This is a genomic window from Pseudomonadota bacterium (assembly GCA_027624715.1).
Classification (GTDB): domain Bacteria; phylum Pseudomonadota; class Gammaproteobacteria; order Burkholderiales; family Eutrophovitaceae; genus Eutrophovita.
Genome location: JAQBTV010000003.1, coordinates 107,866 through 131,098 on the forward strand (window position 1 = coordinate 107,866; position 23,233 = coordinate 131,098).

The 23,233-nt window shown below is 45.4% G+C and carries 19 protein-coding genes and 1 riboswitch; of the genes, 9 read left to right on the forward strand and 10 right to left on the reverse strand.

Annotation, left to right across the window (positions count from 1 at the left end; genetic code table 11):
• Window positions 1-7 precede the first annotated feature (7 nt).
• The 4 genes from metW to leuS all read right to left on the reverse strand — a co-directional run bounded on the left by metW (window position 8) and on the right by leuS (window position 4,938).
• Window positions 8-616, reverse strand: a complete 609-nt coding sequence (gene metW / locus O3A65_03360) for a methionine biosynthesis protein MetW (GenBank protein MDA1331505.1) — start codon at window positions 614-616, stop codon at window positions 8-10.
• Window positions 609-1,748, reverse strand: coding sequence for a homoserine O-acetyltransferase (locus O3A65_03365; GenBank protein MDA1331506.1), 1,140 nt, complete (start codon window positions 1,746-1,748; stop codon window positions 609-611). Before O3A65_03365 ends, metW begins: the two co-directional genes overlap by 8 nt.
• 71 nt (window positions 1,749-1,819) lie before the next feature.
• On the reverse strand, window positions 1,820-2,311 hold the full coding sequence (gene lptE / locus O3A65_03370; GenBank protein MDA1331507.1) for an LPS assembly lipoprotein LptE: 492 nt from the start codon (window positions 2,309-2,311) through the stop codon (window positions 1,820-1,822).
• Between the two features lie 20 nt (window positions 2,312-2,331).
• Window positions 2,332-4,938 carry a leucine--tRNA ligase gene (leuS, locus tag O3A65_03375; GenBank protein MDA1331508.1) on the reverse strand — a complete coding sequence of 869 codons (2,607 nt, stop codon included), beginning with the start codon at window positions 4,936-4,938 and terminating at the stop codon, window positions 2,332-2,334.
• Window positions 4,939-5,078: 140 nt separating this feature from the next.
• Here leuS and O3A65_03380 point away from each other — a divergent pair, with 140 nt between their 5' ends.
• The gene (locus O3A65_03380) at window positions 5,079-5,963 is read left to right on the forward strand and encodes a phosphoribulokinase (protein MDA1331509.1); all 885 of its coding nucleotides are present in this window, start codon (window positions 5,079-5,081) and stop codon (window positions 5,961-5,963) included.
• Between the two features lie 26 nt (window positions 5,964-5,989).
• The gene (locus tag O3A65_03385) at window positions 5,990-8,185 is read left to right on the forward strand and encodes a UvrD-helicase domain-containing protein (GenBank protein MDA1331510.1); all 2,196 of its coding nucleotides are present in this window, start codon (window positions 5,990-5,992) and stop codon (window positions 8,183-8,185) included.
• A 15-nt stretch (window positions 8,186-8,200) separates the two neighbouring features.
• On the opposite strand, the gene O3A65_03390 is transcribed toward O3A65_03385, so the two are convergent.
• Entirely contained in the window at window positions 8,201-9,145 is a 945-nt protein-coding gene (locus tag O3A65_03390) for a homoserine kinase (protein ID MDA1331511.1), read from the reverse strand.
• 125 nt (window positions 9,146-9,270) lie between these two features.
• Between O3A65_03390 and polA the strand changes: the two genes are divergently transcribed.
• The 3 genes from polA to O3A65_03405 all read left to right on the forward strand — a co-directional run bounded on the left by polA (window position 9,271) and on the right by O3A65_03405 (window position 13,714).
• Window positions 9,271-11,973, forward strand: a complete 2,703-nt coding sequence (gene polA / locus O3A65_03395) for a DNA polymerase I (GenBank protein MDA1331512.1) — start codon at window positions 9,271-9,273, stop codon at window positions 11,971-11,973.
• A gap of 72 nt (window positions 11,974-12,045) precedes the next feature.
• The gene (locus O3A65_03400) at window positions 12,046-12,939 is read left to right on the forward strand and encodes an amidohydrolase family protein (protein ID MDA1331513.1); all 894 of its coding nucleotides are present in this window, start codon (window positions 12,046-12,048) and stop codon (window positions 12,937-12,939) included.
• On the forward strand, window positions 12,929-13,714 hold the full coding sequence (locus O3A65_03405; GenBank protein ID MDA1331514.1) for an MBL fold metallo-hydrolase: 786 nt from the start codon (window positions 12,929-12,931) through the stop codon (window positions 13,712-13,714). The genes O3A65_03400 and O3A65_03405 overlap by 11 nt, the downstream gene beginning before the upstream one ends.
• Here the strand turns inward: O3A65_03405 and O3A65_03410 are convergent.
• The 3 genes from O3A65_03410 to O3A65_03420 all read right to left on the reverse strand — a co-directional run bounded on the left by O3A65_03410 (window position 13,711) and on the right by O3A65_03420 (window position 18,682).
• Window positions 13,711-14,640, reverse strand: a complete 930-nt coding sequence (locus O3A65_03410) for a TauD/TfdA family dioxygenase (GenBank protein MDA1331515.1) — start codon at window positions 14,638-14,640, stop codon at window positions 13,711-13,713. The two genes, O3A65_03405 and O3A65_03410, sit on opposite strands and share 4 nt — an antisense overlap.
• A 108-nt stretch (window positions 14,641-14,748) precedes the next feature.
• Complete coding sequence (gene msbA, locus O3A65_03415) at window positions 14,749-16,506, reverse strand: lipid A export permease/ATP-binding protein MsbA (protein ID MDA1331516.1); 1,758 nt, start codon at window positions 16,504-16,506, stop codon at window positions 14,749-14,751.
• Window positions 16,507-16,591: 85 nt separating this feature from the next.
• Window positions 16,592-18,682 carry a TonB-dependent receptor gene (locus O3A65_03420; GenBank protein ID MDA1331517.1) on the reverse strand — a complete coding sequence of 697 codons (2,091 nt, stop codon included), beginning with the start codon at window positions 18,680-18,682 and terminating at the stop codon, window positions 16,592-16,594.
• A gap of 63 nt (window positions 18,683-18,745) precedes the next feature.
• Window positions 18,746-18,992, reverse strand: a riboswitch (cobalamin riboswitch).
• A gap of 72 nt (window positions 18,993-19,064) precedes the next feature.
• On the opposite strand from O3A65_03420, the gene O3A65_03425 reads away from it, so the two are divergent.
• The 4 genes from O3A65_03425 (at window position 19,065) to O3A65_03440 (ending at window position 21,089) form a co-directional block, all read left to right on the forward strand.
• Window positions 19,065-19,268: a hypothetical protein gene (locus O3A65_03425; protein MDA1331518.1), complete on the forward strand. Its 204-nt coding sequence runs from the start codon at window positions 19,065-19,067 to the stop codon at window positions 19,266-19,268.
• Window positions 19,265-19,570, forward strand: coding sequence for a cell division protein ZapA (locus tag O3A65_03430; GenBank protein ID MDA1331519.1), 306 nt, complete (start codon window positions 19,265-19,267; stop codon window positions 19,568-19,570). Before O3A65_03425 ends, O3A65_03430 begins: the two co-directional genes overlap by 4 nt.
• A 206-nt stretch (window positions 19,571-19,776) precedes the next feature.
• Window positions 19,777-20,250 (forward strand): EVE domain-containing protein, encoded by a 474-nt coding sequence (locus tag O3A65_03435; GenBank protein MDA1331520.1) that lies wholly within the window; start codon window positions 19,777-19,779, stop codon window positions 20,248-20,250.
• On the forward strand, window positions 20,250-21,089 hold the full coding sequence (locus O3A65_03440; GenBank protein MDA1331521.1) for a sulfite exporter TauE/SafE family protein: 840 nt from the start codon (window positions 20,250-20,252) through the stop codon (window positions 21,087-21,089). The genes O3A65_03435 and O3A65_03440 overlap by 1 nt, the downstream gene beginning before the upstream one ends.
• A gap of 39 nt (window positions 21,090-21,128) precedes the next feature.
• On the opposite strand, the gene O3A65_03445 is transcribed toward O3A65_03440, so the two are convergent.
• Both O3A65_03445 and O3A65_03450 read right to left on the reverse strand, forming a co-directional pair.
• Window positions 21,129-21,686: a 2OG-Fe(II) oxygenase gene (locus O3A65_03445; protein MDA1331522.1), complete on the reverse strand. Its 558-nt coding sequence runs from the start codon at window positions 21,684-21,686 to the stop codon at window positions 21,129-21,131.
• A gap of 32 nt (window positions 21,687-21,718) precedes the next feature.
• Complete coding sequence (locus tag O3A65_03450) at window positions 21,719-23,221, reverse strand: AMP-binding protein (protein MDA1331523.1); 1,503 nt, start codon at window positions 23,219-23,221, stop codon at window positions 21,719-21,721.
• Between the last annotated feature and the right edge of the window lie 12 nt (window positions 23,222-23,233).

Here is a 23,233-nt window from a genome sequence, read left to right on the forward strand (position 1 = left end):
GGTCGCTTCATTTTTTGTCCTTATCGAATCGATAAATCGCGAGAGCTCCCAATAAATTAGGGAAGACATCTATTGGTTGGCTACTTTCATTGATTACGACTCGATCGAGAATACGAACGTTATGACTTGAGCAAAAGTTTTCAAAATCATTAATCGTTAAGACATGAATATTCGGCGTGTCGTACCACTGATAAGGTAGCTCCTTTGACACAGGCGCTTGCCCAAAGAAAATTTGTAGGCGGACACGCCAAAATCCAAAATTAGGAAAGGTCACAATAACCTGCCTACCAACACGTAGCATCTCATCAATAATAGCCTCAGTTTGATGGACAGCTTGCAATGTCAAGGATAGGACAACGTAATCAAAAGCCGCGTCGCCAAAGCCCGCTAACCCTTGCTCCAAGTCAGATTGAACGACGTTGATACCATTGCTTAAACTTGCGAGTACGTTGCGGTCATCTTTCTCCACACCATACCCAGCTACATTTCTTGTTTTTTTAAGATGTACCAATAATGATCCATCGCCGCAACCCAGATCGAGCACGGTCGACCTATCTCGAATCATCTCAGTAATGATTTGGTGATCCTGGCGCCCGGCTTTTTTATAACTACTCATCCTTACCCTCTTTCCAAACCCGGTCAAAATAAACGCCAATCAAGCTGTGGTATACCGGCTCATCCATTAAAAATGCATCATGTCCATGTGGTAAATCAATTTCCGCATAGGACACGTTCAACTTATTCGCGACCAGTGCGTCAACAATCTCCCTAGAGCGTTTTGGAGAGAATCGCCAATCAGAAGTAAACGAAATGACTAAGTAATTGGCTTGAGCGTGACTCAGAGTTGCGGAGAGTTTGCCAGAATATTTAGCAGCCGGATCAAAATAATCAAGCGCTTTGGTAATACGCAGATAGGTATTGGCATCGAAGATCTCCGCGAATTTATCCCCTTGATGTCTCAAATAAGACTCAATTTGAAACTCGGTATCAAAGTTAAACTTCAAGACATCTTCTCGTAAGCTCCGCCCAAATTTAACGTCCATGGCATCGTCTGACAGATACGTAATGTGCCCAATCATACGAGCAATCTTCAAACCACTGCGCGGCAAGACGTGTCGCTGATAAAAATCACCGCCATAAAACTCCGGGTCCAAAGTGATGGCTTGTCGCGCAACTTCATTAAATGCAATATTTTGCGCTGACAGCTTCGGCGCAGCAGCCACGATAACGGCATTTTTTAGTCGCGTAGGTTGATCAATTGTCCACTGCAGAGCTTGCATACCTCCCAAACTGCCACCAATGACTGCTGCTAAAGTCTTTATGCCAAGTTTTGTCGCAAGCCTTGCCTGTGTCTCAACCCAATCCTCTACCGTCACCATAGGAAATGTGCTGCCCCAAGGTTCCGTCGTTAAAGGATTAATGGACGACGGGCCAGTTGACCCATGGCAACCCCCTAGATTATTGACTCCAATCACAAAAAAACGATTGGTATCCAGCGGTTTTCCGGGACCAATCAAATTGTCCCACCACCCTATAGTATTTCTGTCTCCATTATAGGTCCCGGCCACATGGTGCGAGGCATTAAGAGCGTGACACACAAGAACGGCATTTGTTTTTTGCTCATTAAGCGTGCCGTAGGTTTCAAAAGTGAGCTGGTACTTCGGTAACGTCTCACCACATTTGAGCAAAATAGGCTCATCAAACATTATGTGTTGAGGGTGCACATCACCAATCGATGCTCTCGTCATTAACGCTACCTTATGGCAATGAGGACATTAAACTTGGGTGCAGCCCAAAACACATCTAGGACACCCAAAACCTAAATACTACCTTTGGACAGTTGAACCATAATTCTCGTCGCTGCTTCAGCTGCCATATCGTCGATTAAAGAACCCTCTTCACTCGATTTCGCAGCAATATCTTGATCGCTATAAGTTATTTTCCGATGTAATACGACCTGGCTATCTAACACATTAGATGCATCTTGCGGTGCGTAGATTCTAAACTGAACCAAGTAACTTAACTCATACTCATCGACTCTACCTGAGTTCGATAATACCGAAATCGTCCGAGTCGAATTTTCTGCAAGAACGCTGATTACAACCTCTGCTGCTGACGCGGCGCCAACAAGCATGTCCTTATGTTTTCTTTCTATCTTTTTCTTGAGCGCTCTAGCCACTCGAGAATCCACATCTGCCTGTACATGGACCGTCTGGTAGGGAATCTCGTAGCTACCTTTAAGCTTAAACCCGCAACTCGTTATCGCAAAAGCAAAGAGTAATAACAGCAGTTTTATTCTAATTGTAGTCATTAACTTTGGATACAATCGGATTAAATAACAATATTTACTAATCGGCCTGGGACGAGTACGATTTTTTTTATCGCTTGACTCTGAACATAATTCTGCACCAACTCATCCCCTAACGCTATGTCTTCAACCTCCTCTTTCGAGGCAGATGCTGAAACAGTTATCTTGCTACGCAGTTTCCCATTAACCTGGACTACAAGCTCTATCTCGTCTCGAACTAACGCCGCTTCATCGACTTGTGGCCACGAAGCATATTGTAAGTCCCCCTCAAAATTCAGTTCATTCCATAGATACTCTGTAATATGAGGCACTATAGGAAATAAGATTTTCATTAAGATGCAAAATCCCTCAGCACGCAAAATCGCATTTTCAGCTTGATTCAAATGCGCGTCTTCGATCCGTTCAAGAGTGTTAAGCATTTTCATACCTGCCGAAGCCACCGTATTAAATTGCTTTCGTTGGTAATCAAAGTTAGCCTGCTTTAATAGAACATGCAAATCTCGACGTAAGGCTCTCGCCTCTCCAGTTTCAACTACAGATCCACCCAAAGTTAATCCCTCTGCGATAGATCCCTGAAACTGATAACCAAACCGCCAAAGCCTCTTCAAAAAACGATAAGCACCTTCTACCCCATCATCGTTCCAAGCCAGCGTATCCTCCGGTGGAGATGTGAACATCATGAAAAATCGAGCCGTATCGGCGCCATATCGATCAATGAGTAACTGCGGATCAACACCGTTATTTTTTGACTTCGACATCGTTCGAATACCGCCAGCCTCCACCATTTGGCCATCTCCGATTAACTGCTGACCTATTCGCTTGCCACTGTCATCAAATATTAGTTCCACATCTTGGGGATTGAAGTAAGAGACTCGACCTGAATCTTCTGTCCTAAAGAATATTTCGTTTAGGACCATGCCCTGCGTCAACAAGTTTGAGAACGGCTCACTGATCTCGGTGACATCAAGGTCGCGCATCACTTTAGTCCAGAATCGTGAATACAATAAATGCAGAATTGCGTGCTCAATGCCACCGATGTACTGGTCAACCGGTAACCAATAATTGACCCGCTCATCCACCATCCCGCTACTTGCATCCGCGCTAGCAAACCGCAAAAAATACCATGACGAATCCACAAACGTATCCATAGTATCGGTTTCCCTTTGTGCGTCTTGCCCACAGGTCGGACATTTGCAGTATAAAAAGTCCAAGCGTTTATTCAAGGGGTTTCCTGACCCATCCGGAACGCAGTCTTCTGGCAAGACGACGGGAAGATCCGCCTCGGGAACCGGCACATCACCGCAAGACTCACAATGAATTATTGGAATTGGGGTTCCCCAATACCTTTGCCTTGATATCCCCCAATCGCGAAGGCGCCATTGCGTATGTCTTTCGCCTAAATTCTGCGCCAATAGCTCTTTAGAAATAACTTCTACCGATTCATCAAAATTCAAACCATCATACGGACCCGAGTTAACACACAAACCTTTATCCACATACCATTCGCGCCACGCATCGGTAGAGTACTGTTTTCCAGGAACCTCGATGACCTGTTGGATGCCGATGCCGTATTTCTTCGCAAATAAGAAATCTCGCTCATCGTGGGCAGGGACACCCATAACCGCGCCCTCTCCATAGGCCATCAAAACATAATTGCCGACCCAAACTTCTACCTGACGCCCATCTAGGGGATGTGTGACGAAAATACCCGTTGGGATCCCTTTTTTTTCCAAAGCGGCGATATCTGCTTCCATCGTGCTGCCTTGTTTACACTGCTCAATAAATGCCGCGATCTTAGGATTAGACTTAGCTGCATACTCAGCAATGCTATGTTCGGCCGCAACCGCGCAGAATGTCACGCCCATAATCGTATCCGCACGGGTCGTAAAAACTCTCAGAATCTCCTTTTTACACCCTAACGAATAGGAGAAAGACACGTTCACACCCTCGCTAAGGCCGATCCAATTAGCCTGCATTGTTTTCACTCGGTCCGGCCAACCAGGCAAGTTTTCCAGCGCCTCCAGCAACTCGCGCGCGTACTCAGTGATACGCATGTAATACATCGGGATTTCGCGTTTTTCTACTAAAGCTCCCGTCCTCCAACCTCGACCATCAATTACTTGTTCATTGGCCAACACCGTTTGATCGACCGGGTCCCAATTAACAGTTCCTGTCTTCCGGTAAACGAGGCCTTTTTCAAGCATTTTAGTGAAAAGCCACTGATTCCAACGATAGTAGGTAGGATCACAAGTGGCCAGTTCTCGACTCCAATCAATAGCAAACCCCAGCGATTGGAGCTGTTTTTTCATGTACACAATATTGTCGCGAGTCCACTTAGATGGAGGCACACCATTAGCCATTGCCGCATTTTCCGCTGGCAACCCAAACGCGTCCCAACCCATTGGCTGCAGGACGTTGTAACCGTTCATTCGATGATATCGAGTCAACACGTCGCCAATAGTGTAGTTGCGCACGTGCCCCATGTGTAGCTTACCCGAAGGATAAGGAAACATAGACAAGCAATAATATTTAGGCTTACGGTGATCTTCTAACGACTTAAACGATTCGTTCTCGACCCAACGCGTTTGAGTCTCAGCTTCTATCAGCGAGGGATGGTATTGACTTTCCATGAGCTACCAATGTTGTAAACTAATGTCTAATTATAACTTTAGGTCTACGGTAATGAGGCTCAAATTTGCATTTGGGCAGATATGCACTATGAAAAAGTCACAGTCTGTCATAAACCTATTACTAATATAGTGCAAAACCAATGTCCCGAGCACACCCAATTATTGCGGTCACAGGTGCGTCTGGTGCTGGCACCACCAGCGTTCAGCATACCTTCAAATCGATCTGTGCCCAGGCGAAATTTAGAGCCGTTTTTGTGGAAGGGGACAGCTTCCATCGATACGCGCGCGAAGAGATGCGCAAGCTAATCGATGCCTGGGAACGTACAGCAGGACGAACAATCAGTCATTTCGGTCCAGAAGCTAACCTGCTTGAGAAACTAGAAGCGCTGTTTAGCGATTACGGCCGCGTGGGGTTAGGTCGTGCACGAATATACTTACATGATGAAAACACTGCTAGAGCTTATGGGCGAAAAGCAGGCGCCTTCACAGAATGGTCAGACATTGAAGCGGGATCTGACCTGCTTATCTATGAAGGATTACATGGAGGCGCCATCACAGACGTCGTAAATATTGCGCAACATGTCGACTTATTAATCGGCGTCACGCCAACGATCAACCTTGAATGGATTCAGAAGCTGCACCGCGATCAAAAAGATAGGGGGCATTCCGTAGAAGATGTCACGCAAACCATACTGAGACGAATGCCCGACTACATTGAACATATCGTTCCACAATATTCTCGAACACATATCAACTTCCAGAGAGTTCCGACTGTTGACACATCTAACCCATTTGCAAATACTGGGATTCCCAGCCCCAACGAGAGTTTAATCGTCATCAGATTTACTTCTCCTAGTCAGCAAGAGATTGACGATATAATCAACTCCGTTCACGGTTCATTCCAAAGTAAGGAAGACAGCGTTGTCGTTCCTGGTCAAGCTTTTGAGCAAACGTTAGAGCTCGTTCTTAAGCCCAGAGTCACTAAACTCGTCGCAAATAGCCGTCAAGAGCGAGCCAAAAAATGATATCAAAAATTGCAATACCTCATTGAATGTCTGAAATTCTGCATGGGCTCAACGAGCCACAAATAGAAGCCACTACCCACTCGAGCTCCTCAATTCTAGTTTTAGCTGGCGCAGGCTCCGGCAAGACGAGGGTATTAACTACCCGGATCGTGTGGCTGATACAAACTGGCCAAATCAACCCCTTCGAGTTGTTGGCCGTAACATTCACCAATAAGGCAGCAAAGGAGATGTTGCTACGCATCACCGCGATGTTGCCCATCAACACACGCGGCATGTGGATAGGGACCTTTCATGGCCTGTGTAACCGCCTTCTTAGAAGCCATCACCGAGAAGCAAATTTACCGCAAACGTTTCAAATACTGGATTCTGCAGATCAGCTATCACTCATTAAACGCGTGATGAAAAGTTTATCAATTGACGAAAATAGATATCCATTCAGACAAGCACAATATTTTATCAACACCAATAAAGAAGAAGGATCGCGTCCAGATAAAGCAGAGAGCGTCGACGAATTTAGTCGCACGCTCATTGATATCTACCGGGAATATGATCGAGCCTGCGCCCATGAAGGCGTTGTAGATTTTTCCGAGCTCTTACTTCGATCCTATGAACTATTAACCAAAAACGAGCGGCTACTGCAACATTATCAAAATCGCTTCAAACATATCCTTGTCGACGAATTTCAAGACACCAATAAACTCCAATATGTATGGCTAAAACTTTTAGCGAACGGTGGGGCATGCGTCATGGCCGTAGGAGATGACGACCAATCCATCTATGCGTTTCGGGGGGCACACTCCAGAAACATGCTCAGTTTTGAAACAGATTTCTCAATTCAAAAGGTAGTCAAACTTGAGCAAAACTATCGCTCCCACGGCAACATTCTGGACGGTGCTAATGCGTTAATAAAAAATAATAGTCAGCGTCTTGGGAAAAATCTTTGGACAGATCAAGGCGAAGGCGAACCTATTCGGGTCTTCCGCGCCATGACAGACGGAGAGGAGGCCTCCTTCATCATTGAAGAAGTACAGGCGCTTCGGAACTCTGGGCTCAACCTCAAAAATATTGCGTTGCTGTATCGATCCAACGCCCAATCTCGAGTTTTAGAGCACGGCTTATTCAGCACAGGACTTCCATATAAAGTTTACGGGGGATTACGATTTTTCGAACGAAAAGAAGTAAAACATGCCCTTGCTTATCTCAGATTAATAGCTAACCAAAATGATGATGGTGCATTTCTTAGGATTATCAACTTTCCGACGCGTGGCATTGGAAACCGCACCATCGAACAAATACGCGATATTGCCGAACGTAATGGAACGTCGCTATGGCAAGCATCCTGTTTGGCTCCCCCATCGGGTAGAGCCTTTTCTGCAGTCTCAACTTTCATCACATTAATTGAAAAAATTAAAACTAAGACTGTCGGATTTCTACTCCCGGAGTTGATTGAACATATCAACGAAACCAGTGGGCTCATTAAGCACTACCAAAAAGAACGTGACGGGCAAGATCGAAATGAGAACCTCAATGAGCTTGTCAACGCTGCTACTGCATTTATCGCGGACCGGACTGATACACACTACACAGAACCTCGCATTGATGGCTTTGATGATGGCGATTTAAGCCCTGCTGAAATTGACCCCCTTGTAGACTTTCTTGCGCACGCCTCGCTCGAAGCAGGCGACAACCAAGCAAGCGTAGGTGAAGACGCACTTCAATTAATGACTGTACACGCAGCCAAAGGACTTGAATTTCATACTGTTTTTATCAGTGGCTTGGAAGAAGGGTTGTTTCCCCACGAAAACAGCATTAATGAGCACGGCGGGCTAGAAGAAGAACGAAGGCTCATGTACGTTGCTATGACGCGTGCGATGCGTCGCCTCTACCTATCTCACTCCCAAATGCGGATGCTTCATGGACAAACACGTTATAACATTGAGTCACGATTTATAGACGAGATCCCTGAAGAATTACTGAAAAAAATTAACCATACCAAGACTCACCAACAGACTCCACCCTCCAACAGTTTTACACCCAACATACGCAAGCAGGAAATTACGGAAACTCTTCGCATTGGCCAACAAGTACGTCACGCCAAGTTTGGCGTAGGCATCATTGTTCAAACAGAGGGTCAAGGCGGTGACGCGAGACTGCAAGTAAACTTCCGTGCGAGCGGATTGAAGTGGCTCGCTCTCGAATACGCAAAACTAGCTACCGTTTAGCCTACCAAGGCCCATTCACGAATTGAAGGTTTGCGGGTGCGCTCGATGACTTTGCAAGATTCGTTTAAAGGGATCAGGGGCGTGCGCATGCGTTAGCTCACCTAGTCGCGGTAAATGTAAATCATAAAGTCGCGAAATCCAAAACCTTAGCGCACCTGCTCGTAACATTGTTGGCCACACCTCTGCCTCAGTCAGGGTAAACTGTCGAACGCTGGTATACCCATTAACCAGCGCGCGCAACTTCACATTATCCATAGATCCATCGGCCTTAATGCACCAATCATTCGCCGTTATTGCCACGTCATAAACCCAAGCGTCGACGCACGCAAAATAAAAATCAATGAATCCGCCTATGTGAGATTTATGAAATAACACGTTATCTCGAAATAGATCACCATGTATAGGCCCTCTAGGAATTAACTGGGTTCCGAATTCTGCTTGATAGGCCAACTCGCTTCGAAGCAACTCTGAATCACCTTCGCCCAGAAAACTGTAGATCTCTTCGGACGCGCTAGCCCACCAAGCCTTTCCCCTCAAATTCTCTAGGTGTCCTTTAAAAGATTGTCCTGCAAGATGCACATGTGCAAGTTGCTCTCCTACTAAATACACGTGGTTACCGGTCGGCTTGTTCGTAGGCGAGCCAGGAATACAGCTGACAATAGCTGCTGGCTTACCATTGAGTTCCCCTAAAAAACGATCGTTCAAATTCTTAATAGGCGTAGGTACTGGAACACCATGACTGCTCAGATGCGCCATCAGATCCAAATAGAAAGGAAGCTCAGATGCGGTTAACTTTTCAAATAAAGTAAGCACAAATACGCCCTGATCGCTATCTAGGAAAAAATTGGTATTTTCGATACCGGAGAGGATCCCGCGCAGATTGCTGACCCTACCAATCGAATAGTGTTGTTTTACCCACTGAGCTGCTTCTTCTAAGCTGACTTTCGTAAAAACTGACATGATTTATGTTGCAAAGGTATGGAAAAAAACTCTATTTAAAGACACCTATGTTACCTAAATTATCGATTGAACAAGTCTGACATAATGTAAGCGGTTGTAATCTCGAGCTTTACCGAAACATTATAATGAAAAAATTACTATTAATAGACGGCTCTTCCTACCTGTATCGAGCCTTTCACGCCCTTCCCGATCTTCGCAATAAGGCGAATGAGCCAACGGGCGCGATATACGGCGTCATTAACATGCTCAAACGTGCTCGAAATGAAGTCAAACCGGACTACATAGCATGTATTTTTGATGCTAAAGGAAAAACATTTCGTAATGATATGTACTCCGAATACAAAGCCAATAGACCCAGTATGCCGTCTGATTTGGCACTGCAAATCGAGTCACTACACGCATGTATAGAAGCTATGGGGATTCCCCTCTTAGTTATTTCTGGAGTCGAAGCAGACGATGTAATTGCCACGCTAACTAGAAAAGCACTAGAACAAAAACTCGAAACGCTCATTTCAACAGGCGATAAGGATATTGCTCAGTTGGTTAAACCGGGTGTCACCGTCGTCAACACAATGACTGGTGAGACGCTGAATAGAGATAGCGTCAAAACTAAATTTGGAGTCTACCCAGAAAGAATGGTTGACTTTCAAAGCCTGGTTGGAGATTCGATAGACAACGTTCCCGGAGTTGAAAAGGTTGGGCCAAAAACGGCAGTCAAGTGGCTTGATGAGTACGGTGATCTTGACTCTATCATTGCGCACGCAAATAAAATTAGTGGGAAAGTCGGAGAAAATTTGAGACAGGCACTTGAGTGGTTGCCGACCACTAGAAAACTTGTGACTTTGAGAGATGACATTGAGCTGGATATTAACGTTGAGGATCTAGCATACAAACCTGAAAAAAAAGACGTACTTGCCCATCTTTTTGAAAAACTTAACTTCAAATCATGGCTCGCTGAATTAGGTAGCGGACAAGAAGAGGCCTCAGAATCAACAATGATCACCAACCTCAAAACAGACGTTCCGCACGAATACGAGCTCATCACATCGGCTAGTGCGCTAGACGCTTGGATCAAACAAATATACAACTCAGACCTCACCGCGATTGATACCGAAACAACCGGGCTAGACACGATGCAAGCTAGGTTAGTCGGAATTTCACTCTCCACACAGCCTGGTCGTGCTGCTTACATACCAGTCGGTCACGATTATGTTGGATGCCCGGAACAGCTCGACCTCACGTTTGTCTTGAAAAAACTTAAACCTTGGCTCGAAGATCCAAAACAAAAAAAGCTTGGTCAAAATCTAAAATTTGATTTGCACATATTCATGAATCACGGGGTCAGGGTGCGCGGCATCGAACACGACACCCTCCTCCAGTCCTACGTCTTGGAAAGTCATCGTCAACACGATATGGACAGTCTCGCATCGAGACACCTTGGACTTAAAACTATCACTTACGATGAAGTAACCGGGAAAGGTGTAGCGCGAATACCTTTCTCAAACGTCGACTTAAGCGTCGCTAAGGAGTATGCGGCAGAGGATGCTGACATCACATTACAACTGCATCAGCATTTTTGGCCTTTATTAGAAAAAGAGCCTGAACTAATCGGCATCTACCGCCATATCGAGCTTCCAGCGATGGAAGTGCTTTTTGAAATAGAACGTTTTGGCGTATTGATCGATACGCAAGCGCTTAATGAACAAACGAAGGATCTAGGCGAGAGAATCAAGGTCCTTGAAAAAGAAGCCTTTGAAGAAGCGGGCTCTAATTTCAATCTGAGTTCACCTAAACAATTACAAGAAGTTTTATTTAATCAAAAACAACTGCCAATACTCAAAAAAACTCCCGGCGGACAACCTTCGACTGATGAAGAGGTGCTGCAACAGCTCGCGCTCGACCATCCATTACCCGCATTGATACTCAAACATCGAACGTTGACCAAGCTAAAGACCACGTATACGGAAAAACTTCCGAAGATGCTCGATAAGCAAACAGGACGCATTCATACTAACTACGCACAAGCGGTTGCGAATACGGGTCGACTTGCAAGCAACGATCCTAACCTCCAAAACATTCCCATCCGCACTGAAGAAGGGCGACGTGTTCGCGAAGCCTTTATCGCCCCGCCGGGAAAAATCATTGTTTCGGCTGACTACTCTCAGATTGAGTTGCGCATCATGGCTCATCTATCAAAAGACCAAAGCTTGATTCAAGCGTTTATAAACGGTGAGGACATCCATCGACAAACTGCAAGCGAGATCTTTAATGTAACCTCTACAGAGGTATCGTCCGAGCAACGACGTTATGCAAAAGTCATTAACTTTGGTTTAATTTACGGCATGTCCGCATTTGGCCTTGCTAAGCAGCTTGGCGTTGAACGCTCTGCGGCTCAACAATATATCGATCGCTACTTTGCCCGATATCCTGGTGTTGCGAATTATATGGATCGCTCAAAAAAGCATGCCAAGGAGCGCGGATATGTTGAAACCGTATTGGGTCGGCGTTTAACCTTACCGGAGATACATGCCTCTAATCATCAACTGCGGCAAGGGGCGGAGCGCGCAGCCATTAATGCACCCATGCAAGGCACTGCGGCGGACCTCATAAAAATCGCAATGATTTCTGTTAATCGTTGGCTACGTGAAGAAGGATTGAAAACTAACATCATCATGCAAGTCCATGACGAACTAGTCTTAGAAACACCCGAAGAAGAATTAAATCTAATCCTTACAGAAGTGCCTAAACGTATGACATCTGTCGCGACCCTTAGTGTTCCACTTATAGCCGACATCGGGTCCGGTAGCAACTGGGAACAAGCACACTAATCAGAGCAAACAACTAAGGCAGCATGATAATTGACAATCACAGGCCACAAAGAACAGGGCGTCGTGACTAACATGGATCTTTGTCTTCCGCCGCACTCGCAAATCAGCTCCTTAGCGTTTTCAGTGCCTCCCTATGCGTGTGACTCTCATGCCCACATCATTGGGCCTGCGGAGAAATTCCCACAAATCTCGGATCGATCATATACCCCACACGAGGCCTCCCTAGAATCGTATCAAGCATTGCATCGAGGCCTTGGTATACAACGCGCAGTCATCGTACAGCCCTCTATTTATGGTCATGATAATCGAGTGACAGTTGATGCGATCCGTCGCTACGGCAACACAAACGCTCGCGGCATTGCTGTGGTGACTAATCAGATTTCGGAAGCCGAACTAGAAACACTTCACCTAGCCGGCATTCGTGGGGTTAGATTTAACCTATTATTTAAAGGGGGTACGTGTTTAGAGGACTTGGAACATATCGCACAAAAGATTGTCGGTTTTAAATGGCATATACAACTACTGATTGACGTCTCCCAACTCAAAGCGATCGCTCCTCGATTGCGCAAATTACCTATACAGGTGGTTTTCGATTACATGGGGCATATGCCAACGACCCTAGGCTTACATCATGTTGGTTTTCAAACATTAATCAATTTGATGAAAGAAGGCTATGCATGGGCGAAAGTGTCTGGTAACTACCGCATCTCACGTGCTGGTCGCCCATACCACGATGCCATACCCTTCGCGCAAGCTTTAATTGCAGCCTCATCGGAGCGCGTAGTTTGGGGTACTGATTGGCCTCATCTAGGCTTGTACAACGAGATGCCTAACGACAGTGATTTGCTGAATGTACTCGACGATTACGCACCATCAAGTGCGCTCAAACATATAATATTGGTTGATAATCCAGAAAAACTTTATGGTTTTGATCTTAGACCGAAAGAAAATAAATATGAAAAATGAGAATAAACGCGCGTTTTCTATGGGCGCCTACCAACTCGATATTATTGTTCACGGTTTTCCGGGGAAAAGCGTGTGTCATGGTCCTCTTGGGTTCAGCACCATCGCGCTCGTCCGCCAAGACAACTACACCGCACTTATTGATGTCGGCGGATTCGGTCAGCGCTTGATATTAAACCAACGGCTAAAGGAACTTGGAATTAGCCCGGAAGAAGTTACCGATGTTTTATTGACGCACTCACATTTCGATCATGCAATAAACTGGGTGAATTTTCCAAACGCGAAAATTTATCTATCTCAAACAGAAATGACGTGGGCCCTACAACAACCCGTCGGAAAAACATACGTACCCGAGCTGTATGTGTCAGCGCTTCAAAATCACACAAACCTCGTACTGATAGAGCATGATCAACAGATTTTGCCAGGGATTAAATCTTTAATTTGTCCGGGACATACGCCAGGTAGCACAGTCTATGTACTCGATACGGGAGATTGTGATGTCGTCTTTACGGGTGACGCGTGTAAAAATCGAGCGGAACTGGTTTCAAGAGCAGCCGATATGACCTATGACAAAACTGTAACCGAAGAATCCATTAATAAAATTTGGAATGCCTGGTCTCGCCGTGGTGGCGGTTTACTAATTCCTGGCCATGATCTTCCCATGATGCTTGATAAGGATTCAATCCAATACATTGGCAAACATCAAGCATCCATCAAAGCTTGGCTTGATGATCAACTCAACAAAACCACGATCATCTCATTAACCCCACACCATTAAGCGGGAACTTCACCCTTCACCGTTGTTCGATACAATTCTCTTCGATGGCCGTCATAGTCATTAAACGCATGATGACAACAAACACGATTATCCCAAAGCACAAATGTTCCTGGCGTCCATCTTAGCCGGCACGTGAAAGCGGGTTGCGTGACATGTTCTTTAAGAAAACTTAGGAGTCCTGCCGACTCGTCAGCGGTTAAACCCTCGATGCCGTTTGAATACGTTTGATCAACATATAACGCTCGCTCACCCGACTTAGGATGCGTACGCACCAACGGATGAAAGCTTCCCTCAACCATGCTTTGCGTTTTCATATCGAGCTCCATCGAACCAAACCCCTTAGTGCGGCCGCCATCAACATCTTTTTTATACTTATCTTCAGCCTCTTTCTTAAGCTGATTGACAACACTATTCGCCGAAAAATGAATCTTCAATGGGGTGACAAGCTTCTTCATTGTGTCGCTTAAACAATTGTAAGCTAACACTGTATTTGCCCACATCGTGTCACCACCGTAAGGCGGAACATCTACCCCGTAAAGCATACTCACAGAAGGTGGCTGCTTCATAAATGGAGAATCCACATGCCACCCATTACCAAACACCATCTCAACACGAGCCTCTGCTTCCATGATCACTGGATGAACATTACGATGTCCATCAACGCCTGTTGTGTAAGCATCATCTGCAAATTCACCAAAACGCAAGGTGAACGACTCTTGATCCGCATGCGAGAAGTTCTGGTCTCTTAAATAAATCATTTTGTGTCGATAGAGCGCGTCCTCGACCTCAAGAAATTGAGCGTCGGTAATCGTACCGATATCGACACCTTTGACTTCGGCGCCCATCGCTGCCGCCAATGGAATCGCTGTAATATATTGATAACTTTTTGATGTGTTATCAAATTTCCTGGTGGGATGGACTTTCATCTTTCCGACTCCTTTGCCTTTATAACGTTAGACTATCGCTCTGCAGCCATACACATTACAAGCGAAAACTTTCCTCTCGACTAAAATGATTAAGCTCACAAGATCGCCCTAATTGATCATTAGATCTCCGTTACTTGCATATACCGCATAGAGCTTCTCATATCGACCCTTTTTTTTCATCAACTCCGCGTGAGTACCGATTTCAACTATCCGACCTGAGTCCATGACAACAATTCTATCGGCCTTTTCTATCGTTGAAAACCGATGCGCAATAATAATGGTTGTCCGCCCTTGTCTTAGTCGCTCAGACGCATTTTTGACAAGCTTTTCTGAAGCAGCGTCAAGCGCTGATGTGGCCTCATCCATAATGACAATGGGCGCATCTTTAAATAGCGTGCGAGCAATTGCTAATCGCTGACGTTGACCGCCTGATAACCTCATTCCTTTCTCACCAACACTCGACTCAAAACCATCTGCGAGTTTATTAATAAACTCTGTTGCAAATGCGCCATCAGCTGCCTCTACAATCCTTTGCGGCTCAGCCTCCGTAGCAGACCCATAAATAATATTAGCTACTACCGAATCGTTGAATAACGCAACTTCTTGACTCACTAATGCGATATTGGAGCGTAGACTCTTCAAAGTAATAGCTGCTATTTCCTGACCATCGATGAGCACTCGACCTTTTGTTGGTGAAAAAAATCTCGGCAACATATTTGCCAGCGTAGTTTTTCCACTTCCAGAACTGCCAACAATGGCTACACTCTCTCCTGGCTTAATTGTTAAATTAATCTCCTCCAACGCGTAAACATCAGCACCTGGATATTTGAATGACACGCGATCAAAAACGATCTCGCCGCGGATCGAATCTAGTTCAACTGTTCCTGCGTCCTCCTCCGGCTCTTCGTCAATGAGACCGAAGACGCTCTCACAAGCTGCCAAACCTCTTTGCAGGTGCTCCATGATGCCGGTCAGTCGTTTCAATGGGGAAGTCAGCATTAGCATTGCAGCGAGATAAGAAACAAAACCCCCTACGGTAGTTTGATCCATACGCACCTGACCCATCACGTGGTAAATCACAACAGCCGTAGCAATGGCCGCTATGAGCTGAACGATCGGCACATTTGCCGCAACCGCCATGGTCTGCTTCATCAGCAGTCTGCGCAGCTTATTACTGGTATCGAAAAATCGTTTACGCTCTGCTTGCTGTCCACTAAAAATTTTTACGACTTTATTGCATTCGATTGATTCCTGCACGACCTCGGTAACCGCACCAACTGAATCTTGAGTTTCGCGACTTGCCCAGCGTAATCGGCCATTAAAATATCGCACAACAAGTGCGATCGGCGGAAGCATAATCAACGATATAAGCGTTAACTTCGCATCAAGATAAATTAGGTAGCCGAGAAGTCCAATAACGGTTAAAGAGTCTTTGACGAATACAGTAATGACTTGAGTCGCTGCATATTGAACCAACGATACATCGAAAGTAAATTTAGATAGCTGGCTTCCGGCGCTGTGTTCATGAAAATACTTCAACGGCAAGACGAGTATCTTCTCAAACATCTCCTCACGCAGATCCATAACTATCTTGTTTCCGACCCATGCACTCGCATACTGGGCAATGAACGCGCTAACCCCTCGCACTAAAAAAATCAGAACGAGCGCAATCGGCGTCCACGTCATCAACGAGGGGTCTTTATCGATAAAAGTGCCATCTAACAACGGCTTAATCACAACCGGGAGCGCGACTTCGGTAGCCGCACTGAGTATCATTCCGATAATCGATACAGAGAATACCAGTGAGTAAGGCTTGAGGTATCCCAACAAACGAAAGTAAAGCTGTGAGCTCTTTTCTGTTTCCATTGATCGCAATTTAACAGACCCCAACAAAAACGACCAGCATTGTTAGGGTACGCTTGAGAGTTAACCTTACATTAAGATCTCGGGATCATTGGCCAAACGCATAGCCTGCAGTGAGGAACACGGATCGTTCTGGCAGCGGATAAAAATTAAATGCATTACTACCAACCGTAGTACTATTCACCGCGAACGTAAAATACTCTTTATTTAACGCATTATTGACTTTTAACGCTAACGTCCACGGACCTACATCTTTTCTAACGTTGAGGTCGAGGATGAGGTAACTAGGTATTTTTCTCCCAAAAGCATTAATCTCATCATTGGTCATGAATTGATCGCTCGTATAATTTAGCTTTGCGCCAATATTATATTTATGGGGTAAATGTAGATCGGCTGAAACCCCTATTTTATTTCTCGGGACTAAAGGTATATCTTTATCCGTTAAGGAGACTCTGTTTCGTTCACCGTTTGAAAACTTGGGCTGGATATAGGAAAAGTTTCCCCTCACAACCCAAAACTCATCTTGCCAAGTTGTTTGAAACTCAACCCCCCGTCTTTGAGTCACGGAGTAATTTGTATTCACGAACGCAACCGGATCTAATCGGATTTCATTTCGAGTATCCGTTTGAAATAAGTTCGCACTCACAAAAGTTTTTTTGCCGGCCAAGCTTACGCTAAGTTCGTGCGTATAGCTCACCTGTGGCTCTAAAAAAACAAACTGCCTATCTGTATTGTACGTTTCGTTGTTGTAGACCGCTCTAAAAACCTCATCAGAATTCGCGACGCGAAACGCTCGGCTGGTATGGAGATCAATATCAACGCCATTTTCCATGGAGTAAGTAGCTCCAAGATCATAGGCATTATTTTTTAATTTTTGTGATTTTTCTGTCGCGACAATATTAGTAGTCCCGAAAGGAAAAGGCGCCGCTGAATTGACGAAATCACTAGCCTCTCCGTCCTGTTGTTCATGTCGAAAACCCATAACAGCCGTTAATTTATCAGTAATATTTATGAGGCTTCGTCCGTATAGCCCTAAATTAGTTTGGTCGAGGTCAGCAACCGCAAAAGGCTGAGTCACGATCGTCACTGAATTCGTCGCACGCGTATTTGTTCGATCCCACTTGAAATAATCCAGTCCAAAAATAAACTCGCTTCCCATTAACAAGTCCACAGCGTCATATTTCGCACGTGGCGATAGTTGCCATACCGTAGTTTCGATGTTGGAGAACTCGTCAGAGGCCTGTGCGAATAACGAAGAATCGCTACCCCGATACGAAATTTCCTCAATTATTGTCCACCGCCCGCTGTCTTGCTTTAATGAGAGCGTCCCGTTATTTCCATCGAGCGTGGAAAAGTCATTCTTAGAGTCTGACGACTGCCGATCAATAGAACTAATAGATGTTCCACCATTCGGTTTAAGCAGGTCTCCTGGTGTTCGCAGATCTTGTCGATCGGCGCCAGCGGAAAAGGTGAGCGTGTTTAAATCTCCAAACCACTGATAATCTAATTTTACGACTGAACGCTTCTCCTCATTATTCTCTCGATAATTATCGGAATTATAACGTTGGCCAAAGATCCAGAGCCCGGAATTTTCGCCTGAGGTCGTACCTGAAACATCCATCGAGCGGGTTCCGAATGAACCCAAATCAGTGCGCGCCTGCGCGGTTCGTTCGTTGGGCTTTTGGCGCTTCGTAATGACATTTATGTAGCCTGCTGTTGCGCCAGCACCATAAAGAACGCCGCCAGACCCTTTTCCAATCTCAATACGGTCAATACTGTCCAGCGGGATTGACGACCAGTTAACAGAACTTAAGTCGTTGTTTTTAATCCTCACTCCGTTAAGTAGCACAAGGGTATTCTCATCGCCCACAGCGCCATAGCCCCGAAAGTCGATGGCTGCTGACTGGGTACCATTACCAAAATAATTATTTACTAGAGATAGTCCGCTGTGGGACGACAGAAACTCCGGCAGACTTTGGTGACCGGCCGCCTCAATCTGGTTAGCGGTAATAATTTGCATCCCCAAGGGTGCCTGCGAAGACTTTTCCTCAAAACGATCGAGCGTAACCAAAACGGGGGCAATGAGTATTTGTTGTTGCGCGCGCGCTGGACTTAAAACTAAAAAGCAAGCCAACAAGGCAATAAGCCATGGCAGCCGCAACTGGGAAGAATGTTGCATTTAAAGACCTCATAAGTAATTTTGCACCCGCCGTGCAAAGTTAATTACATGCCGACAAGTCGGCACAACCACGTACTGAGTGGCCGGTCTCCGGGCTCACAAGTAATACCTTCACGCCATTTACAAAAAAAGAGAGTGAGTACCCGCTTTCAATGTGGCTCAGTAGATTTGGGGCTACTGGTGTAAAGTTCACGCTTGTTTACCGTTGCGGGGGCAGCACAGGGATCGCCTACCTTTAGGTTTACCTGTTTCCCGATTATCCCGTTAGCTCCAGAAAGAGCGCACAGGCACCACTCGTACTGAGCTTACACGAAAAACAAAAGCAAGTCATAAATAAACAGTGGTCGATTGACTTTTTAACAGCGTCCCCTATAGTTTATTGATGCACGCTCAATTGGCATCCTTGAAACAAAAATTAGACGAATTAATCCGGCTCACGCACCATCTCAGAGGCGAGAATGTTGTCCTGCGACAAAACCTCGTGTTAGCCGAGAATGACAAGCGGGAGTTACAAAAAAGAATAGATCTTGCAGCCACAAAAGTAGAGGCTTTGATAGTCCGCAAAAAAGAAACGAGTCTCGCATGACCGCTCCAGCGACATTGGAAGTGGAAATTCTTGGGAAACCCGTGCGATTAACCAGCCACGAGAATGAAAAAGAAGGGTTGCTCAACGCGGTCGCGTTCCTCAATGATCAGATTAAAGAAATTCGAAAAGGTGGAAAAATAGTCGGCTCCGATAGAATTATAATAATGGCGGCTCTCAACATTTCTCACCAATTGCTCACCCTACAAACTCGTGGTATCAATCTAAATGACTTACGGGGCAAAATCACTACGATGAGTAAACAAATCGATACCGTTTTGAATGATAAAGAAAATCAATTTTAAAATTATGTTTGCCGCGGAAGAGCTGCTCGATTAATTTTTTGAACCAATAAATTTGCTTAGGTTACCAACTCAAGTAATGCTATTGTGCGCGTCCCCAGAGGACGTACCTACGGCATTCGGAAGGTACCCGCCTTGAACCTTTTGGCTCAGGATAAAACGAGCAGCTCTTCCACAGCAAATATTAACAGGCACAATGGCTCAAAAAAATGACCAAATATAGCCACACTCAATATTGGCTGATGAAATCAGAGCCAGACGTTTTCAGCATCGATGATCTACAGAAATGCCCTGGGAAAACGGAGCCATGGAATGGCGTGCGCAATTATCAAGCGCGGAATTTCATGAGGGATGAAATGGCGGTAGGAGACGGCGTCCTATTTTATCACTCTAACTGCTCACCCCCGGGGATCGCGGGCTATGCCGAAGTCGCACGTACAGCATATCCCGATGAATCTCAATTCGACATAGTGAGTGATTACTTCGATTCAAAGGCAACACGGGAAAAGCCTCGTTGGTTCAACGTAGCCGTTAAATTCGTTCGTAAGACTGCGCTTCTATCACTACAGGAATTAAGAGAGCACGAAAAACTCAAAGGTATGAAAGTGCTTCAAAAAGGCTCCCGACTGTCCATAACGCCCGTGACACCTCATGAGTGGCGCTACATCCAAAAACTGATCTGATGATAGATTCAATAGCGTATTGGTCAGCGGCTTATCTTGCGATAGGAATCTTTGTTGGTTTTTTTGCGGGACTACTTGGAATTGGTGGCGGAACGCTTCTTGTTCCCCTCTTGGTATTTTTCTTTACAGCCCAGGATTTTGCAACCGATCGAATCCTGCATCTTGCCATTGGTACGTCCCTCGCTTCTATCGTATTCACCTCTTTCTCAAGCATTCGCGCTCACCATGCACAAAGGGCTATTTTGTGGCCAACCGTGAAACAAGCATCCACTTTTCTGATCCTTGGCACCTTTGGTGGAAGCTTTTTAGCAGAATTCCTCGACGCGAAAGTGCTGGCTGGTTTATTTGTTCTTTTTGCTGCCTACGCCTCGGCACAGCTCATTCTGGATCTTAAGCCCAAGCCGACACGAAGTCTGCCGAAAAGCATCGGCATGGGCATCGGCTCCGGGCTAATTGGAATACTGTCTAGCCTCGTTGGCATTGGGGGTGGTGTAATTACCATTCCACTGATGGTGATGCACAATGTGCCCATGCGAAACGCAGTAGGCACGTCAGCAGCGCTTGGGCTCCCCATCGCTTTAGCGGGAGGCTTTGGGTATATCTGGAATGGCCTAGGGAAAGCGGACTTGCCTGAATTAAGCTTCGGCTACGTTTATTTCCCTGCGCTTATCGGCATTGTCGTGGGCACATTTATCACGGTTCCATTCGGAGCAAAGCTCACGCACTCCATGCCCGTTTCGCGCTTAAAGAACATCTTCGCCGTGATTCTGATGATACTAGCGATAGAAATGTTCGTAGAGATATTTATGTTCAATCAATCCAATTTAGTTTCAAACTAAATACGCCCTAAAAACCACCCCGTTAGACTTAATCGCTCCCTATTGCTTGGAAAAACCTCGTGAGCAAATAATTCGCTCAAAAAAAACGAGCGTACCGAACTGTGGTTCAACATCAACGAAAATCTCACAATTAGGCGTCAAATATAACCGTAAGCATCCTCCATCTTTTATTGACCAATCCTTATTCAAGTAAAGCGTTACCGTCAATTTACGACGCGCACTACCTTTGGGGCGATCATAATGTCGCTCGTATCCAGCTCCTGGTTTATACCGAGCTAGATGAGATTCAAAATCAAAAAGCCCAAGATAGAGTTTTTGATTAAGATGGTCCTTAAGTTGATCAAATTGCAGAAAAATATCGGCTGTCGTCGCGCCATCATTTTGGCTAAACCACCATATTTGATCAGCCCTTATTTTTTCTTGAACTTGATACCGCGATCCCGTTCCGATACCAGCCTCTTTAAAGTACCCTTCAGCCAGGCCAACATCACACCGTAACCGTAGCTCCTCAAGAGCGCCCTCATTAAAGAAGCCTTGGGTAATCGAGTACCCATCACTATCAATATCACTAACAATTTGGTTAAGTATGGAATTCATTCTGCGTAGAACACTAAGATAAAGACCTGGCTTCAGTCGCCTTTGTAGGGGCCTCTAAGTAACGATTTTTGAACTTTACCCATTGCGTTTCGCGGTAACTGAGCCACAACTCGAATAACCTTAGGCACTTTATAGCTGGCGAGTTTTACTTTAAGCGCCTCGATTAAACTCTCCGGATCTAATTTGGCATCCGGACTAGCCACAACTACAGCATTGACTGCCTCACCAAAATCAGGATGCTTCACGCCGAATACGGCAGACTCGAAGACTCCCGGCTCATCATCTAATATAAGTTCTATTTCTTTAGGATAAACGTTATACCCACCAGTAATAATGAGATCCTTTGATCGCCCCACAATGGTCAAATAATTATCTCCATCTAATACCCCAAGATCTCCAGTACGAAACCACCCGTCGCCCGTAAACTCCTCTTGAGTTCTTTCTGGCATATTTCGATAGCCAAGAAACACATTAGCGCCTTTAATCTGTATATGCCCTGTAGCACAGTTGGAGACACTCAAATCAGCATCGTCCACTATGCGGACAGAAACACTCGGCAGTGGTAAGCCCACAGTCCCAACCTTACGTACTCCGTCGTAGGGATTACTGGTAATCATTCCAGCTTCTGACATACCATAGCGCTCTAAAATTCGATGCCCTGTCCTTTGCTCAAATAACTCATGTGTCTCTGACAACATTGGCGCCGATCCAGAAATAAATAACCGCATGTTACGACACAAATAAGTAGTTAATTTCGCATCGCTGAGTAGCCTAGTATAAAACGTAGGTACGCCCATCATCACTGTTGATTCTGCAATCGCACCAATAATTTCTTCGACATCAAATCGATTGAGCCACAGCATGGACGCGCCCACGCTAAGCACACAATGATTCGCGACAAATAACCCATGCACATGAAAAATTGGTAGGGCATGAAGCAGGGTGTCGTGTTCAGAAAAATGCCAAAGGCTAGTCAGCACACTTACGTTCGACACCAAGTTATCATGCGTTATCATCGCTCCCTTACTACGGCCTGTAGTACCAGACGTATAAATAATAACGGCAACGTCATCAGGTTTCACTGCTCGAACCAAGCCGCTTGACGCTTGCTCAACCGCTAAACTAAAAAGATCGCGATGCGGATCTTCCGCCAAAATAACTACCGAGCAGCCTTGAACCGTGGCCACTAAAGCTGATACTTCGTCATATCGATCACAAGAAGTTACAAACAACCTGGGCTCTGCGTCCGCTATAAAGTACATCAACTCTGTTGCCTTGTAAGCCGTGTTTAAAGGAACGAAAATATACCCTGCTTTCAAACACGCCAAATAAAGAAACAAACTCGGCAAACTCTTATCGACTTGCCCAATAATGCGGTCTCCTGGGGAAACACCCAGCACATCCAAAGCATGTGCGTATTGGGAAACTTGCTGATCAAGCTCTCGATACGAGATGATCTGTTTAGCGCTGCTTTTTATAGCAACATTCGTTGGCTTTGATTGAACAATTTTTTCAATGAGCGAATAAAAATTCACAAACTAATTCCG